This window comes from Geodermatophilus sp. SYSU D01119, assembly GCF_054049975.1.
On the sequence record NZ_JBJGYL010000049.1, the window covers coordinates 1 to 16906 of the forward strand.

The 16906-nt window shown below is 77.1% G+C and carries 12 protein-coding genes and 1 pseudogene; 5 read left to right on the top strand and 8 right to left on the bottom strand.

Annotated elements, in window-relative coordinates:
* Positions 1-42: 42 nt before the first annotated feature.
* Positions 43-1485 carry a M1 family metallopeptidase gene (locus tag ACI79X_RS22845; protein ID WP_457027714.1) on the bottom strand — a complete coding sequence of 481 codons (1443 nt, stop codon included), beginning with the start codon at positions 1483-1485 and terminating at the stop codon, positions 43-45.
* A 143-nt stretch (positions 1486-1628) separates the two neighbouring features.
* Between ACI79X_RS22845 and ACI79X_RS22850 the strand changes: the two genes are divergently transcribed.
* Positions 1629-2279: a QsdR family transcriptional regulator gene (locus ACI79X_RS22850; RefSeq protein ID WP_457027715.1), complete on the top strand. Its 651-nt coding sequence runs from the start codon at positions 1629-1631 to the stop codon at positions 2277-2279.
* Between the two features lie 302 nt (positions 2280-2581).
* On the top strand, positions 2582-3646 hold the full coding sequence (locus tag ACI79X_RS22855; RefSeq protein WP_457027725.1) for an alpha/beta hydrolase fold domain-containing protein: 1065 nt from the start codon (positions 2582-2584) through the stop codon (positions 3644-3646).
* On the opposite strand, the pseudogene ACI79X_RS22860 reads toward ACI79X_RS22855, so the two are convergent.
* A pseudogene (locus tag ACI79X_RS22860) lies at positions 3550-5160 on the bottom strand (GAF domain-containing SpoIIE family protein phosphatase); the annotation flags it as partial. The gene ACI79X_RS22855 and the pseudogene ACI79X_RS22860 sit on opposite strands and share 97 nt — an antisense overlap.
* A 191-nt stretch (positions 5161-5351) precedes the next feature.
* Between ACI79X_RS22860 and ACI79X_RS22865 the strand changes: the two are divergent.
* Positions 5352-6515, top strand: coding sequence for a glycerophosphodiester phosphodiesterase (locus ACI79X_RS22865; RefSeq protein ID WP_457027716.1), 1164 nt, complete (start codon positions 5352-5354; stop codon positions 6513-6515).
* A 21-nt stretch (positions 6516-6536) separates the two neighbouring features.
* Here ACI79X_RS22865 and ACI79X_RS22870 read toward each other — a convergent pair whose 3' ends face one another.
* Positions 6537-7127, bottom strand: a complete 591-nt coding sequence (locus ACI79X_RS22870; protein WP_457027717.1) for a peroxidase-related enzyme — start codon at positions 7125-7127, stop codon at positions 6537-6539.
* A gap of 75 nt (positions 7128-7202) precedes the next feature.
* Here ACI79X_RS22870 and ACI79X_RS22875 point away from each other — a divergent pair, with 75 nt between their 5' ends.
* A complete protein-coding gene (locus tag ACI79X_RS22875) occupies positions 7203-8354 on the top strand; it encodes a DUF4185 domain-containing protein (RefSeq protein WP_457027718.1) in 1152 nt (383 codons plus the stop codon).
* A gap of 138 nt (positions 8355-8492) precedes the next feature.
* Here ACI79X_RS22875 and ACI79X_RS22880 read toward each other — a convergent pair whose 3' ends face one another.
* The 5 genes from ACI79X_RS22880 to ACI79X_RS22900 all read right to left on the bottom strand — a co-directional run bounded on the left by ACI79X_RS22880 (position 8493) and on the right by ACI79X_RS22900 (position 14870).
* Complete coding sequence (locus tag ACI79X_RS22880; RefSeq protein WP_457027719.1) at positions 8493-10088, bottom strand: diguanylate cyclase; 1596 nt, start codon at positions 10086-10088, stop codon at positions 8493-8495.
* 77 nt (positions 10089-10165) lie between these two features.
* Complete coding sequence (locus ACI79X_RS22885; RefSeq protein ID WP_457027720.1) at positions 10166-11710, bottom strand: ATP-dependent DNA ligase; 1545 nt, start codon at positions 11708-11710, stop codon at positions 10166-10168.
* A 60-nt stretch (positions 11711-11770) separates the two neighbouring features.
* A complete protein-coding gene (locus ACI79X_RS22890; protein ID WP_457027721.1) occupies positions 11771-12736 on the bottom strand; it encodes a patatin-like phospholipase family protein in 966 nt (321 codons plus the stop codon).
* 55 nt (positions 12737-12791) lie between these two features.
* Complete coding sequence (locus ACI79X_RS22895; RefSeq protein WP_457027722.1) at positions 12792-13667, bottom strand: acyl-CoA thioesterase; 876 nt, start codon at positions 13665-13667, stop codon at positions 12792-12794.
* A 9-nt stretch (positions 13668-13676) separates the two neighbouring features.
* Positions 13677-14870 (bottom strand): GAF domain-containing protein, encoded by a 1194-nt coding sequence (locus ACI79X_RS22900; RefSeq protein WP_457027723.1) that lies wholly within the window; start codon positions 14868-14870, stop codon positions 13677-13679.
* A gap of 105 nt (positions 14871-14975) precedes the next feature.
* Between ACI79X_RS22900 and ACI79X_RS22905 the strand changes: the two genes are divergently transcribed.
* On the top strand, positions 14976-16811 hold the full coding sequence (locus tag ACI79X_RS22905) for an NAD(P)-binding domain-containing protein (protein ID WP_457027724.1): 1836 nt from the start codon (positions 14976-14978) through the stop codon (positions 16809-16811).
* The last annotated feature ends 95 nt before the right edge of the window (positions 16812-16906 follow it).

Sequence of the window (16906 nt, forward strand, 5' to 3'; positions counted from 1 at the left end):
GGGGCGGGCATGGCACCGATCCTGCCCGCCCCCGGCGACGCGCTAGTACCCGGCCGGCCTGGCCGGGGTGACCACCCAGTCGGTGAAGAAGCCGTCGAGCTGCTGCCCGCTGACCTCCTCGGCCAGCGCGACGAAGTCGGCCGTCGTCACGGTGCTGTCGGCGTTCTCCGTGGCCCAGCGCCGCAGCAGGACGAAGAAGTCGTCATCGCCGATCAGGGTCCGCAGGGCGTGCAGGGTGGCCGCTCCGCGGTCGTAGACGGCGGCCGCGAACAACCCCGTGGGCCCGGGGTCGCTGACGACGACCGACCAGAAGTCGTCGTCGGCAGCGGTGGCGTAGACGGCCTCGTACTGCTCCTGGGCGGTGTCACGCCCCTGCCGCTCGGACCACAGCCACTCCGCGTAGGTGGCGAACCCCTCGTTGAGCCAGATGTCGCGCCACGCCGCCGGGGACACGCTGTCGCCCAGCCACTGGTGGGCCAGCTCGTGGGCCACGGTGCTCTCCGAGGCCTGCCGCGAGTACACCGGCCGGGTCTGGGTCTCCAGGGCGTAGCCCACGCTGTCCTCGTCGACGATCGCGCCGAAGGAGTCGAACGGGTAGGGCCCGAACACCCCGTCGAAGAAGTCGATCATCGCCGGCTGCAGTGCCAGGCTGGCCTGGGTGGTGCTCAGCCGGGTGCCGGTCACGCCCGTCTCGACGTAGTTCAGGATCGGCAGCCCGCCCGGCCCGGTCTGCACGGACGCGGCGTAGTCGCCGATCGACGCCGTCGCCAGGTAGCTGGCCATCGGGTCCTCGGCCGACCAGGTCCACGTCGTCCGCCCGCCAGTGGTGACCGGCGGGCCGGCCGGCACGCCGTTGGCGATCGCCGTCTTGCCCTCGGGCACGGTGATCCGGAAGTCGTAGGTGGCCTTGTCGGAGGGGACGTCGTTGACCGGGAACCACGTCGGGGCGCCCTCGGGCTGGTTCGCCACCAGCACGCCGTCGGCGAAGGTGACCCAGCCGTACAGGCTGCCCTCGAGGTCGGTCGGTCGCCCGGGGAACCCGCCGTAGACGACGGTCACCCGGTGCTCCGTGCCGGCCTTGAGCTTCGGCGCGACGGTGACGACCAGTTCGCCGCCGCGGCCCTCCTCGTCGACGCCCTGCTGCGTGAAGCGGGCGGGCTTCCCGTCGACCAGGACCGACGACACCGTCAGCCCGCGCAGGTCGAGGGAGAAGCTCGCCAGGTCCTGGGTGGTGCGGAGGGTGACGACGGCGGTGCCGTCGAGGCGGCCGTCGGCGTACCAGGACAGGCCGAGGTCGTAGTGCTGGACGTCGTAGCCGCCGTTGCCGGCGGCGGGGAAGTACGGGTCGCCGCCGGACGTGCTGCCGTCGGTGTAGCGCGGCGCGCCGGGCGCGCCGGGCGCCGCGGAGGCGGGGCCGGCGACGGCGACGAGGGAGGCGGCCGCGACGAGCGCGGCGGCGGTGCGGACGGTCGGACGGATGCGCATGCAGGTCCTCTCCGAGGGGCCCCGGGCGGGCCGGATCGGGCCACCGTAGGAGGCGCGCGTTCCCGTCCCGTTTCCGGGAGGCGACTCGCAACATCCTGAGATTCGTTGCGCGAGCGTGACCTGCGCCACTACGGTCGCGCGGCATGACGGCGGCAGCGGAGGCCGGGACGCGCCTGCGACGGGCGCTGTCCGGCACCAGCGGCGACGAGGGCCCGGTGCGCGCCTTCCGGCTGGCCCGCCGCACGTTCCTGTCCGGCACGAGGGTGGACATGGGCCCGCTGGCCGCCGAGCTCGGCGTCGACCGGGCGACCCTGTTCCGCTGGGTCGGCAATCGCGACCAGCTGCTCACCGAGGTCATCTGGTCGCTGTTCGTGCCCACTTGGCGCCGCGCGGTGGACGAGGCCACCGGCCACGGCGCCGCCCGGGTGGTCGACGCGCTCACCCGCTTCACCCGCGACGTCTGCGCCTCCGTGCCCTTCCGCGTGCACCTGCGGCGGGAGCCCGAGCGGGCGCTGCGCCTGCTCACCACCCGCTCCGCGGACTACCAGGTGCGGGTCACCGGCGCCTTCGCCGCGCTGCTCGAGGGCAGCGGCGCGGCCCTGCCCCTGCCGGTCCCCGACACCGCCTACGTGCTGACCCGCGTCGCCGAGTCGTTCATCTACGCCGACCTCATCGCCGGTGCCGAGCCCGACGCCGCCAAGGCCGCCGTCGTCTACGCCGCCCTGCTCCGCTGCCCGACCCCGCACCCCGGAGAACCGCCCACCGGAGAACCGCCCACCCAGGAGGAACCGTGACGCTCACCCCGGACCGCACGTCCGCCCCGCTGCCCGGCCGGCTCGGCGACCCCACCGCCGAGTACCGCACCGACGACCGCGCCGACCGCAGGCTGCGCGAGGCGCTGGCCCGCTACGGCCTCGACGGGCAGGCGGCGCCCCCGCCGTTCGCCCCGGACGCGCCGCTGGAGGACAAGCTCGCGTTCGTCCGCGGCGCGCACGACGGCTTCGAGGGGCTGTACGCCGCCGTCACCGCGGAGGAGACCCACCGCGACGACGTCACGCGCACCGTGCTCGCCGCCCCGGGCCGCGACGGCCACGACGTGCCGCTGTACGTCTTCCGGCCGGCCGGCGTCGAGGGGCCGCTGCCCGGGGTCGTGTACATCCACGGCGGCGGCATGACGATCCTCGACTGCGACAACCGGCTGCACACCCGCTGGTGCGAGGACCTCGCCGCCGAGGGCCTGGTCGTCGTCGCCGTCGACTTCCGCAACGCGGTCACCGCCGCCGACCACGCGCCGTTCCCGACCGGCCTGCACGACTGCGCCGACGCGCTCACCTGGCTCGACGGGCACCGGGACGAGATCGGCGCGACGTCGCTGGTGCTGCAGGGCGAGTCCGGCGGGGCGAACCTGTGCCTCGCGTCGACGCTGCTGGCCAAGCGGGAGGGCCGGCTGGACGCGATCGCCGGCGTCTACGCGATGGTGCCCTACATCTCCGGCGCCTACGGCTGGGACGAGGACGCCAAGCGCGCCGAGCTGCCCTCGCTCGTGGAGAACGAGGGCTGGTTCCTCAACACGCTGATGATGGACGTGCTCGTCTCCACCTACGACCCGTCCGGCGAGCACGCCCGCGACCCGCTGGCCTGGCCGTACTTCGCCACCGTCGAGGACCTCGCCGGCATGCCGCCGCACGTGGTGTCGGTCAACGAGCTCGACCCGCTGCGCGACGAGGGCATCGCCTACTACCGGAAGCTGCAGGCCGCCGGGGTGCGCGCGGTGGGACGGGTGGACCTGGGGCTGACCCACGGGGCCGACTCGATCTTCAAGACCGCCGTGCGCGACGTGTACGACGCCACGGTCGCCGACGTCGCCCGCTTCGCGCGGAGCGTGGCGCCCGCCGGGGTCGTGGGCCTGCGGCGGGGGCGGCCCCCCCCCCCCCGCCCCCCCCCCGCCCCCCCCCCCCCCCCCCCGGCCCCCCCCCCCCCCCCCCCCCCCCCCCCCCCCCCCCCCGCGACGTCGTCGTCGGTGGAGCCGGGCACGCCCTCGAGCAGCCGGTCGAGCAGCTCGTCGAGGGGCCGGTCGCCGGCCTCGGCGAAGGCGGCGGCGAGCCGGCCGATGCCCTCGTCGAGGTCGGTGCGCCGCCGCTCGACCAGGCCGTCGGTGTAGAGCAGCACCGTGCTGCCGGGCTCGAGCCGGGCGCGGTGGGTGTGCCGGGGGCGGGCCGGGTCGAGGCCGACGAGCAGGTCGGGGGCGGCGGTGAGCGGCCCGACCCGGCCGTCGGGGGAGCGCAGCAGCGGCGGCGGGTGCCCCGCGTTGCTCCACGACAGCACCCGGTCGTCCCCGCAGCGGTCGACCCGCGCGACGGCGACGGTGGCCAGCGCGCCGGTGCGCAGCCCGCCCACGGCTGCGTCGAGCCGGGACAGCGCCAGCGACGGCGGCTCGCCACCCTCGAACGCGAACCCGCGCAGCATCGCCCGCAGCTGGCCCATGGTGGCCGCGGCCCGCACGTCGTGGCCCGAGACGTCGCCGATGACGAGCACCGTGGCGCCGTCGGAGTCGTCGAAGGCGTCCCACCAGTCGCCGCCGACCTGCGCGCCGGCGCTGCTCGGCAGGTACCGGGCGGCCAGCTCCAGCCCGGGCGGGGACGGCAGCTCGCCGAGCAGCGCCCGCTGCAGCGTCGTGGCCACCGACTCCTGCCGGGCCAGCAGCGCCGCGCGGCTCACGGCCTGGGCGGTGTAGCGGGCCAGCGCGAGCACCAGGCCCTGCTCCACGGCGGAGAACTCCCGCGGCTGCGCCCAGACCAGGCTGAGCGTCCCCGGGACCGAGCCCGCGACCGGCAGCGGCAGGTGCGCCGAGGCGCCGGCCGGCGCGGGCGACGGGACCGGGGGGTGCGTGTCGGGGAACCGCTCCGCGGCGGCCGCGGCGTCGGGCAGGAACACCGCCCGTCCGGTGGCCAGGGCCGCGGTCGGCGGGGAGTCGACGCCCAGCGGCAGTGACGGCGGCTCGTCGGCGGCCGGCTCCCCGGCCGCCGGGACGAGCTGCAGGCGGCGGCCGGCCGGGTCGACGAGGGCCAGGCAGGTCCCGGAGGTGCCCAGCGCGTCGGCCGCGGCTGCGGTCACCGCGGCGGCGACGTCGGGCAGCGTGACGGCGTCGGCGAGCGTCTCGGCGAAGCGCAGCAGCAGCCGGTTCTGCTCGCTGGTGCGCCGCGCGCCGGCGATGGCCGCCCGCAGGCGCAGCTCCGAGGCGGCCAGCCCGGCGATCTGGGTGAGCACCTCGACGTCGGTCGGGGTCCAGTCGCGCGGCCGCCCGTCGATGGCGCAGACGGCGCCGGCCACCTCGCCGTCGGGCCCGACCAGCGGCACCCCGCAGTAGGCGACGACACCGAGGTCGGCGATCGCGCCGTTGCCCGCGAGCACCTCCACCTCGCGTGCGTCGCGGACGACCAGCGGCTGCGCCGAGGCGCGCACGTACTGGCAGAACGAGTGGCTCAGCGGCGTCCGGCGGCGCTGCTGCCAGGCCCCGGGCAGGCCGACGGCGCCCGGGAAGACCTGCTCGTCGGGGCCGACGAGGGTGACCAGCGCGGTGGGGACGTCGAGCATCGTGCGGACCAGCGTGGCCAGCCGGTCGAGGTCGGCGTCGGCGACGGACGGGTCGTCGGCCGGGACGTCCTCGCAGGTCACGTGATCACGGTAGTCGCCGGGGCGGACGCCCCCGCCGCCCGCCGGCGCGGGCGCGGTCCTCCCGCCCGCTGGCGCGGGCGCGGTCCTTCACGGGGTGTTCGCCGCCCTGTCGGCGGGCCGTCCACCCGCAGCGGATGGGGTCCGGGACGGGCCGCCGGCGAGGGGCGCCGGCCGAGCCCGCGGAGGCAACCGTGCCCGTTCCGTCGCGTCGCCGCGCCGGCGTCGTCGTCGCGCTGCTCGCCGTCCTGCTCGGTCTCCCCACGGGGACCGCCGCGGCCGCACCGCCGGGAGGTCCGGGAGGCGGCGGCGGTCCCGGCGGCGGGCCGTCGGCGGTCGGCGCCGACCTGCTCGTGATCGGCCACCGCGGCGCCTCGGGGTACCGCCCCGAGCACACGCTGGCCGCGTACGAGCTCGCCGCCCGGATGGGTGCCGACCACATCGAGTGCGACGTCGTGAGCACCGCCGACGGCGTCCTGGTCTGCCGCCACGAGAACGAGATCAGCGGCACCACCGACGTCGCCGACCACCCCGAGTTCGCCTCCCGGCGGACCACGCGGACCGTCGACGGCGTGGCGCTGACCGGTTGGTTCACCGAGGACTTCACGCTCGAGGAGCTGCGGACGCTGCGCGCGGTCGAGCGGCTGCCCGAGGTCCGCGAGGAGAACACGCTCTACGACGGCCTGTACCCGGTGCCCACGGTCGAGGAGTTCCTCGACCTGCGGGCGGAGCTCAGCCGGGAGCTGCGGCGCGAGATCGGCGTCTACGTCGAGACCAAGCACCCCACCTACTTCGACTCGATCGGCCTGTCCCTCGAGGAGCCGCTGGCCGCCGAGCTCGGCGCCGCCGGCCTGGACCGCCGCCGCTCGCCGGTGTTCCTGCAGTCGTTCGAGACGGCCAACCTGCGCGACCTCGACGCGCTGGTGGACGTGCCGCTGGTCCAGCTGCTGTCGGCGAGCGGCGCCCCCGCCGACCTGGTGGCCGCCGGGGACCCGCGGACCTACGCCGACCTCTCGACCGCCGAGGGCCTGGCCGGGATCGCCACCTACGCCGACGGGGTGGGCCCGGAGAAGAACCAGGTGATCCCGCGGCTGGCCGACGGCAGTCTCGGCGAGCCGTCGTCGCTCGTGGACGACGCCCACGCCGCCGGGCTGCTGGTGCACCCGTACACGTTCCGCAACGAGAACACCTTCCTGCCGGCCGACCTGCGCGAGGGCGCGGACCCGGCCGCCTACGGGCGGGCGATCGAGGAGCAGCTGGCGTTCTGGGCGACCGGGATCGACGGGATGTTCACCGACGACCCCGACACCGGCGTGGTGTCCCGGGAGCTGTTCGCCGAAGGCGTGCGCGCCGCCTGAGCACCCGCGTCCCCCGGCGGCTCACCGCTGCCGGGGGACGCGGCCCAGCAGGTGGAACTCCGGGTTGGGCGGGATGGCGGCGAAGTGCGCCAGCCGGTTGGACAGTGCGAAGAGCGAGGTGATCGCGCCGACGTCCCACACGTCCTCCTCGGTGAGGCCGTGCCCGCGCAGCCGGTCGAGGTCGTCGGCGGTGACCGCGGCGGGGTCGGTGGCCAGCCGGACGGCGACGTCGAGGACGGCGTGCAGCCGCGGCGACACCGGGGCCTTGCGCCAGTCGACGGCGACGAGGTCGGCCAGCAGCGGGTCGCGGGTGCGGATGCGGGCGATGGCCCCGTGGGCGACGACGCAGTAGGCGCAGTCGTTGGCCGCGCTGGTGGCCACGACGATCAGCTCCCGGTCACCCGTGGACAGCCCGGGGGTGTCCTTCTCCATGAGCGCGTCGTGCATCGCGAAGAACGCGCGGGCCTCGTCGGGGCGCCAGGCGAGGGCGGCGAACACGTTCGGCAGGAAGCCCGAGCGCTCCTGCACCTCGGCGTAGCGCTCGGCGAGGTCGGCGGGCAGGCCGGCCGGGTCGGCGACGGGGAAACGGCTGATCGGGGTGTCGGCGGTCACGCCGAGCAGCCTCTCGTGCGGCCGGGCCCGCCGTCGACCGGCCACCGGCCCGCCGCGCCGGGCAGAGTGGTGCCCGTGTCCCGCCGGAGGTCGGTCCTGCTCGCGCTCGCCGTGCTGGCCTGCGGGTGCACGGCGGCCGAGCAGCCGGCCGTCACGGCGGCCTACCGGGTCGAGCCCTCCTGCCCGGCGCCCGCGTCGCCGACGGTCGTGTCGGCGGCCCTGGTCAACGAGGTGGTCGCGGTGAGCGACCTGCCGTACTGGCAGGCCGGCGACGTCGGCGCCAGCGCCCGGCTCTCCGACGGCCGGCTGGTGTGGGTCTTCGGCGACACCGTGCGCGCCGATGGCGTCGAGCCGCGGCTGGTGGCCAACTCCGTGCTGCTCACCTCGGGCACCTGCGTCGCGCAGCTGCTGCCGCCGGGGGAGGGGCCGGTGGTGCCCGACGTGGCCGCCGGCCAGGTGCAGTGGCCGATGTCGGTGGTCGTGCTGCCGCCCTCGCCGGGGCTCGCCTACCGGGGCGTGGACGACGTCGTCGTCGTGATGTGCGCGCGCACCGAGCGCGGCGACGGCACCGGCGGCCTGCTCGACTTCCGCTTCCGCGGCACCTCCGCGGCGGTGTTCACCGTGACCGACGGCGGGGCGCCGCAGCCGCTGGAGGTGCTGGAGGTGACGCCGGACGACCCGTCGGCCACGCAGGTGAACTGGGGCGCGGCGGCCACCGTGAGCGGCGAGTGGGTCTACGTCTACGGCACCCGGCTCACCGGGGAGCCGCTGGTCTTCGGCCGGGAGCTGTACGTCGCCCGGCTGCCGGTGGCCGACCCCGCCGACCGCGCCCGCTGGGAGTTCTTCGACGGGACCGCCTGGCAGTCCGACATCGCCGCGGCCGCGCCGGTGCTGCCCGCCGACGGCGGGGTGTCGCAGACGCTGTCGGTGGACCGGGTGGGGGAGACCTGGGTGGCGGTGTCCAAGCGCGGCGGCGACCTGGCCGACTTCGTCTACACCTGGACCGCGCCGGAGCCGACGGGGCCGTGGACGCCGAGCCGGGCGCTGCCCGCGCCGGCCGGCTACGACACCGGCCGGCTCACCTACGCCCCGCTGGCGCACCCGGAGGTGCCGCTGGCCTCGGGCGGGCTGCTGGTGTCGGTGTCGCGCAACACCACCGACCTGGCGCAGCTGCTCGCCGAGCCCGAGGTGGGGCGCCCGCTGTTCGCCGAGGTGCCCCGGCCCTGACGCGGCGCCCGCCGCCGGCGACGTGCGCTACGGGTGCATCCCGTGGGCGGAACGCGCCGGACGTGCACACCGTCGCCCGAGGCCTCCCGTCATCCCGAGCACGGCGGGAGCGGACGAGGAGGTGCGGGGGAGGAGCGGTCAGCCGGCGGTGACGACGCGGTCGCGGCCGGCGCGCTTGGCCCGGTACAGGCGGGCGTCGGCGAGGCCGAGCAGCTGGGCCGTCGTGCGGTCGGTGACCTCCGCGGTGCTCGCGGCGCCGACGCTGATGGTCACCGGCAGCTCCCCGGTGAGCGGCGCCCACGGGTGTGCGGCCACGGCGCGGCGGACGTCCTCGAGGTGCACGGCGGCGCGGTCGGCGTCGGTGCCGGCGAGCACCAGCACGAACTCCTCGCCGCCCAGCCGGGCCGCGAAAGAGGTGGCGCCGGGCAGCGCGGTGTCCTGCAGGAGGCCGGCCACCGTGCGCAGCACCTCGTCGCCGACGGCGTGCGAGCAGGTGTCGTTGACCCGCTTGAAGTGGTCGAGGTCGAGCAGCGCGACGACGACCAGCTCGTCGGCGGTGGCCGGGGCGGCGAGCAGCCGCGGCAGCTCCTCGTCGACGTGCCGGCGGTTGTAGAGGCCGGTCAGCGGGTCGCGCAGCGACAGCTCCCGCCAGCGGCGGCTCTGCCGGCGGGCCTCGGTGGTCTCGTACATCGCCTGCAGCGCGCGGGCGCGGGCCTCGCGCTGCGCCGACTGCTGCTCCACGAGCTCGGCGACGTAGCGCTTGTGCTCCTCGAAGGCCGCGCGGTGGTCGCCGGTGGCGGCGTGCAACTCGGCCTGCTCGGCGCGGGCGCGCACCCGGATGGAGGCCAGCCCGTGCTCCGCGCAGCGGCGCAGGCACTCGTCGAGAGTGCCGCGGGCGGCGTCCACCTCACCGCGCAGGCGCCGCACCTCGGCGAGGGTGAGCAGGAAGTCGGCCCCGGCGTCGCCGTCGTGCGAGGCGTCGAGCGCCTGCAGCCCGGGCAGCAGGGCGGCCTCGGCCTCCTCCAGCCGGCCCAGGCCCATGAGCGCGCGGGCCACGGTGTCGAGCCGGCCGACGTCGAGGGGCACGCCGTGCTCGGCCGCGAGGGCCTGCAGCCGGTCGCTGTGCTCCAGCGCTGACTCGAACCGGCCGGCGAGGGTGTCGGTGTAGGCGCGGTTGTTGAGGATGCGCAGCTGCCGGTCGACGTCGCCGAGGTCCTCGGCCAGCCGCAGCACCGCGGCGTAGCGCTCGGGCGCGGCCGGGTCGCGGGACAGGCCCAGCACGTCGGCCATCCGGACCAGGTGGTCGATGCGGAGGGCGGGCAGGTCGTCGTCGTCGAGCAGGTCGACCGAGAAGACGGCGTGCTCGAGGGCGCCGGCGAGGTCGCCGAGCTCCTGGAACACGGCGGTGAGCACGAAGGAGCTGCGGGCCAGCAGGTGGCGGTGGGAGGCGTCGGTGGCCCAGCGGTGCACCTCCTGGGCGGCGCGGCCGGCGTCGGCGACGGCGCCGCGGCGGCGCTGCAGGTCGGCGCAGACCAGCCGGGCGCGGTGCTCGAGATCGGCGCGGCCGAGTTCGCGGGCGGTGGCGACGGCGGCCTCGGCGCGGTCGGCGGCGGAGCCGGCGTCGAAGCGGGACAGCGTCTCCAGCTCGTCCAGGACGGCGGCCAGCGCGGCTCCGGCGTCGGACCGCGGCGGTACCGCGGGCACCGGGTCGTCGCGGACGGCGAGACTGGTCACGCCCTCGGGATCGGCAGTGCCGACTCCGGTACTGAGTCGTCCCGGAAGAGGACCACCCCGACGGGTGAGCACCGCGCTCAGCCCCCGGCCAGGAGCGCGCGGACGGCGTCGACGGTGTCGGCGTCGGCGGCGGTGCGGTCGGGCCGGTAGCGCAGCACCCGGGCGAAGCGCAGCGCCACCCCGCCGGGGTAGCGGGTGCTGCGCTGCGCGCCGTCGAGGGCGACCTCGACCACCACCTCCGGCCGCAGCTCCAGGCCCCAGTCGTGCTCGGTGCGGGCGTGCGCGGGGAAGGTGGCCGTCTGCCAGTCGAGCAGCTCGTCGGTCATGCCCTTGAACGTCTTGCCGACCATCAGCGGTTCGCCGCCGTCGGGGTCGCGGGCGCCGAGGTGGATGGTGGAGAGCTTGCCGGTGCGCCGTCCGTAGCCCCACTCGACGCCGAGGACGACGAGGTCGAGGGTGTGCACCGGCTTGACCTTCTGCCAGGCGCGGCCGCGGCGGCCGGCGGCGTAGGGCGCGTCGAGGGCCTTGACCACCACGCCCTCGTGACCGGCCGACAGCGCCTCGTCGAGCACCGCGGCCGCCTGCTCGGCGCTGGGGCACCGCGCGCCGGGCATCCGCAGCGGGGCGGCGTCGTCGGAGGCGAGCAGCCCGTCGAGGACGGCCAGCCGGGTGGCCAGCGGCTCGTCGAGCAGGTCGCGGCCGTCGAGGTGCAGCACGTCGAAGAAGAACGGCGAGAGCAGGACGCCCGCCGCGTCGTCGGGGTCGGTGGCGTCGCTGCCGAAGCGGCTCATCGTGTCCTGGAACGCGCGGGGACGGCCGTCGTCGTCGAGGGCGAGCGTCTCGCCGTCGAGGACGGCGGTGCGGCAGGGCAGCGCGCGGACCCGCTCGACCAGTTCGGGGACGCCCCCGGTGACCTCGCGCAGCGTGCGGGTCCACACCCGGACCTCGTCGCCGTCGCGGTGCACCTGGATGCGCGCGCCGTCGAGCTTGTGCTCCACGGTGACCTCGGTGCCGAGGTCGGCCAGCGCGGCGTCGAGGGAGGAGCCGGGGCTGGCCAGCATCGGCCGCACCGGGCGGCCCACCCGCAGGCCGACGGCGGCCAGCGCCTCCTCCCCGCCGGACAGCGCGGTGGCGGCGGTCTCGTCGAGCCGGCCGGTGAGCATCGCGGCCCGGCGCAGCACCGCGGGTGGCACCTCCGCCGCCGCGGCGACCGCGTCGAGCAGCACACCCTCCAGCGCGCCTTGGCGCAGCTCGCCGCCGAGCAGCCGGGCGAGGAAGCGCTGCTCGTCGGCGGTGGCGGCCGCCAGCACCTCGCCCAGCAGCTCCGCGCGGCGGGCGGTGGCGCCGGACCCGGCGGTGCCGGCCAGGGCGGTGAGCGCGGCGTCGACCGCGGCGACGGTCAGCGACGGCGCCCCGGCCGGCGGCGGCACCGCGCGGGACAGGGTGCGCCAGCCGACGCCGACGCGGCCCTGCGGCAGCTCGCCGGCCAGCCACGCGGCGACCGGGCCGACCTCGCCGGGACCCGCGGCGCGCAGCGCGCCGGCGATCGCGGCCGCCTTCGCCGTGCGGGCGCGGGTGGCCGCCACCGCGGCCGAGGCGGCGACGACATCGGCGAGCAGCACGCCGCCATGCTGACAGCCGGGTACGACAGCGCGGATCTCCCGCGCGGGTCGGTGCGCAGGTCAGCGCGCGGTGAGCTCCCGCCCGGCGGCGAGCCAGCGCGCCGTCACCTCGCTGCCTGCGGCCAGCAGCGCCCGGGCGCCGCCGGTGTCGCGCGGCCCGGTGGGCAGCCGGTCGAGCAGGCCCGCCGCCCAGGCGTCGGCGACGTGCGGCAGCACCTGCACCCGCGGGTCGGCGAGCGCGCCGGCCACCGCGGCCCGGTTGGCCACGGTGCGCGCCACGGTGAACGCCTGCAGCACGGTGTCCAGCGCCCCGGGGCCGGCCTCGACCGGCGCGGCGTAGGGGTCGCGGTCGGGATCGGCCGGCACGCCGCACACGAGCGGGCCCGCGCCACCGGGGTGGGCGGCGCAGCGGCCGGCGACGGCGGTCACCGGCGCCAGGCCGCAGTCGAGCACCAGCACGCGGTCGTCGGGGCCGGCGTCGGCGAGCGCCCCGGCCACCGGGACGCCGTCGACGATCCCGCCGTCGACGTGCAGGTGCCCGTCGGGCAGCCGGACCGGCGCGAACAGCCCGGGCAGCGCGCAACTGGCGGCCAGCACGTCACCGACCGGGCCGGTGCGGTGCCGGGCCGCCGCGCCGCAGTCCAGGCAGGTGGTGGTCACCGACAGCGGCACGGCGAGCTCGCCGAGGTCGTGCGCCGGCACGTGGTCGGCGACCAGCCGGCGCAGCGGCCGGTCGTCGAGGAACCCGGCGCCGCGGCGCAGCGAGCGGACCAGGCCGCGGGCGCGGGCGGGCCAGCCCGGGCGCAGCACCCGGCCCATCGCCGGGTCCGACCACAGCTCGGCCAGCCGCGCGGCCCGGTCGGGGCCCGGCGCGGCGGCCAGGAACGCCGCGTTGACCGCGCCCACGGAGGTGCCGTGCAGGGCGTCGACGGTCAGGCCGGTGTCGAGCAGCGCGCGCAGGGCGCCGGCCTGGAAGGCGCCCATGGCGCCGCCGCCACCGAGCACGAGGTGGGTCCGCGGGGTCACCGCACCGATGGTGCCGCAGACATGGCCGCGAGGTGGACGGGACGTGACCGGCACCTCAGCGCGCCGTCCGCACCATGCCCTCCTGCGCCACCGTGAGCACCAGCCGCCCGCCGCGGTCGAACACCCGGCCCGAGCACATGGCCCGCCCGCCGCCGGCCCAGCTGCTCTCCTGCTCGCAGAACAACCACTCGTCGGCGCGGGCCGGGCCGTGGAACCACACGGCGTGGTCGAGGCTCGCCGTCGCCAGGCCCGGGGCGCCGATCACCGTGGCGTGCGGGGCGACGGCGGTGGCCAGCAGCAGCATGTCGGTGGCGTAGGCGAGGGCGACGGCGTGCGCGAGCGGCTCGGCGGGGAGCGTCTCGCGGGAGCGGAACCAGAAGCGCTGGCGCGGCGGGGCGGGCTCGCCGCGGCCCGCGGCGACGCGGGGGAGCGGGCCGTCGAAGCGGAAGTCGAACGGGTGCCGCCGGTCGAGCCAGTCCAGCCAGGCGCGCACGGGCGCGGGGGCGTCGGCCAGCGCCTCCTCCGGCCGCGGGAGCTCCTCCGGCGGGGTCGCGGCGAGCGCGGGCACCTGGTGCTCGGGACCGGTCTGCGGCCGGGTGAACGAGCAGGTCAGCTCGAGGATGGCGGCGTCCCCCTGGCGGGCGGTGACCTCCCGGGTGGTGTAGCTGCCGCCGTCGCGGACGCGGGTGACCGCGAGGTCCACGGGCGCCGACGGGTTCCCGGGCCGGACGAAGTAGGCGTGCAGCGAGTGCACCGCGCGGCCGGCGTCCACGGTGCGCGCGGCCGCGGCCAGCGACTGCGCCACCACCGCCCCGCCGAACGCGCGCTCCCCGGCGGGACCGCCGCGCGGCGCGGCGCGCAGGACGTCGTCGCCGGAGTCGGAGAGGTCCAGCAGCGCGGCCAGGGGTGCGCGGGAGGAGGGCGGCGCCACGGCGGGCAGTCAAGCACCCCCGCCGGTCACCGTGAGGGCGACGCCCCCGGCGAGCCGGTAGGGCGCCGTGGCCACCAGGTCGCCGACGACGCGGCGCAGCCGGGACACCTCGGCGCGGGCGGCGACCACGTGCCCGTCGTCGCCGAACAGCGCCCGGCCGAGCGCGGCGGCGTCGAGCCCGGCGGGCCCGGCACCCGCCACCAGCGCGAGCACCTGCGCCTGCCGGCGGGTGAGCCCCGCCGACCAGGAGCCGTCGCCGCCGCGCACCCACAGCACGGGCGCCGCGGTGAGGTCGAGCTCGGCCGACACCGGCGCCCGGGCCTCCTCCGGGCGCAGCAGCCAGCCCTCACCGAGCCGCTCGGGCGTGCACAGCCCGAGCCCCGCGACGGCGACCGGGCGCCCGGGCCGCGGGACGGCGACCCGCGCGCCCGCGGCGACGCCGGAGCGGGCGGCCACCCAGCCGTCGTCGTCGACGAGCAGCAGCGGCCCGCGCACCGTGCCCAGCACCGGCTCGGCGGCGCGGCGCAGCCGGTCGAGGTGCTGCTCGTGCCGCCGCCACAGGCCGGTCTCGGCCAGCCGCACCGAGGTCTCCACCAGCGCGCCGATCGCCGGGTGCAGGGTGAGCGCCGGGCCGCTGACGTCGACCACCCCGAGCAGCTCCCCGGTGACCGGCGAGTGCACCGGCGCGGCCGAGCAGTACCAGGGGTGCTGGGCGGCCTCGAAGTGCTCGGCGGAGAACAGCTGCACCGGCGCAGCCTCGGCCAGCGCCGTCCCGATCGCGTTGGTGCCTACGGCGGCCTCGGTCCAGGTGGCGCCCTCGGCGAACCCGAGCCGGTCGGCGTGCCGGCGGGTGGCCGCCGACCCGTCCCGCCACAGCACCACGCCGTCGGCGTCGGTGACGACGACGAGGCCGTGCGAGGCCTCCGCCACGCCGACGAGCACCTGCCGCAGCTCGTCGACCACCGTCTCCAGCCCGGAGCCGCGGCGGCGGGCCTGCACCACCTCGGCGGGCAGCGGGTCGCGCGGGCGGGGCCGGTCGGGGTCCATGCCCAGGCCCAGCACCCGCGCCCAGGACCGCTCCACCACCCGGCGCGGCCGTACCGGCGGGCGGCCGCCGGCCAGGACGGCGTCGTGCACGCGGGACAGGACGCGGGCGTGCGTGGACAGGTCGGTGCCGGGCGCGACCGCCGACCACGCGGGCACCGGCGCCTCCTCGGCGTGCAATCCGCTGCAACGCTCCCGCGCAGGTCCGGCGGGTGCTGTGCTGCACATCACACCACGTGTGCTGCTCCCCAGGGAGGACCCCGCATGACCTCGACCCTCAGCGCCCCGTCCACGGCCCCGCCGACCACCCCGGCCACCCGCGCGCGGGCCTGGTTCGCCGACCTCGAGGACGCCCTGCGCGCCCGCGACGTCGACCGCGCCGCCGGGCTGTTCGCCGCCACAAGCTTCTGGCGGGACCTGGTCGCGTTCACCTGGAACATCACCACCGTCGAGGACCGGGCCGGCGTCGCCGACCTGCTCACCGCCACCCTCGACCGCACCGACCCCTCCGGCTTCGCCGTCAGCGAGGAGCCGACGGAGGCCGACGGCGTCACCACCGCCTGGTTCACCTTCGAGACGGCGGTCGGCCGCGGGAAGGGCCTGGTGCGCCTGGTCGACGAGGACGGGCAGCCGCGCGCCTGGACGTTCCTCACCACGCTGTACGAGCTGAAGGGCCACGAGGAGCCGCGCGGCCCCGCCCGGCCGAAGGGCGCCGAGCACGGGATCAACCGGGAGCGGCTGACCTGGGCCGAGCGCCGCGCGCGGGAGGACGCCGAGCTCGGGCGCACCACCCAGCCCCACGTGCTCGTCGTCGGCGGCGGGCAGGGCGGCATCGCGCTCGGCGCGCGGCTGCGCCAGCTCGGCGTCCCGGCCCTCGTCGTCGACCGGCACGCCCGGCCCGGCGACCAGTGGCGCGGCCGCTACAAGTCCCTCTGCCTGCACGACCCCGTCTGGTACGACCACCTGCCCTACCTGCCGTTCCCCGACAACTGGCCGGTGTTCGCCCCCAAGGACAAGATCGCCGACTGGCTCGAGTCCTACGTGCGCGTCATGGAGATCCCGTACTGGGGCTCCACGGAGGTGCGCAGCGCCGCCTACGACGAGGCGGCCGGCGAGTGGACCGTGCACCTGGTCCGCGACGGCGAGGAGCTCACCCTCCGGCCGAGGGAGCTGGTGCTGGCGACCGGCATGAGCGGCAAGCCCAACGTGCCGGAGATCCCCGGCCAGGACGTGTTCCGCGGCGAGCAGCACCACTCCTCGGCCCACCCGGGGCCCGACGCCTACGCCGGCAAGCGGGTGGTCGTGATCGGCAGCAACAACTCCGCCTTCGACATCTGCGGAGCGCTCTGGGAGCACGGCGCGCAGGTGACGATGGTGCAGCGCTCCTCCACGCACATCGTCAAGAGCGACAGCCTCATGGAGATCGGCCTCGGCGCCCTCTACAGCGAGGAGGCGGTGGCCGCCGGCATGACGACGGAGAAGGCCGACCTGACCTTCGCCTCCATCCCGTACCGGGTGATGCACGAGTTCCAGATCCCGGCCTACGAGCAGATGCGCGAGCGCGACGCCGACTTCTACCGCCGCATGGAGGAGTCCGGCTTCTGGCTCGACTGGGGTGACGACGGGTCGGGCCTGTTCATGAAGTACCTGCGCCGGGGCTCGGGCTACTACATCGACGTGGGTGCCGCCGACCTGGTGGCGAACGGGGACGTCGCGCTGGCCCACGGGCAGGTCGTGCGGCTCACCGAGGACGCCGTCGTCCTGGACGACGGGACCGAGCTGCCGGCCGACCTCGTCGTCTACGCCACCGGCTACGGCTCGATGAACGGCTGGGCGGCCGACCTGATCAGCCAGGAGGTCGCCGACCGGGTCGGGAAGGTGTGGGGCCTGGGCTCGGACACCACCAAGGACCCCGGCCCGTGGGAGGGCGAGCAGCGCAACATGTGGAAGCCCACCGCCCAGCCGGCGCTGTGGTTCCACGGCGGCAACCTGCACCAGTCGCGGCACTACTCGCTCTACCTCGCCCTGCAGCTCAAGGCGCGCCAGGTGGGGATCCCGACGCCGGTGTACGGCCAGGCGGAGGTGCACCACCGGCGGTGAGCGGCCCGGGGGGGGGGGGGGGGGGCGGGGGGGGGGGGGGGGGCCCGGGGGGGGCCGCGGCGGGGGGGGGGGGGGGGGGGGGGTGGGTTGGCGGG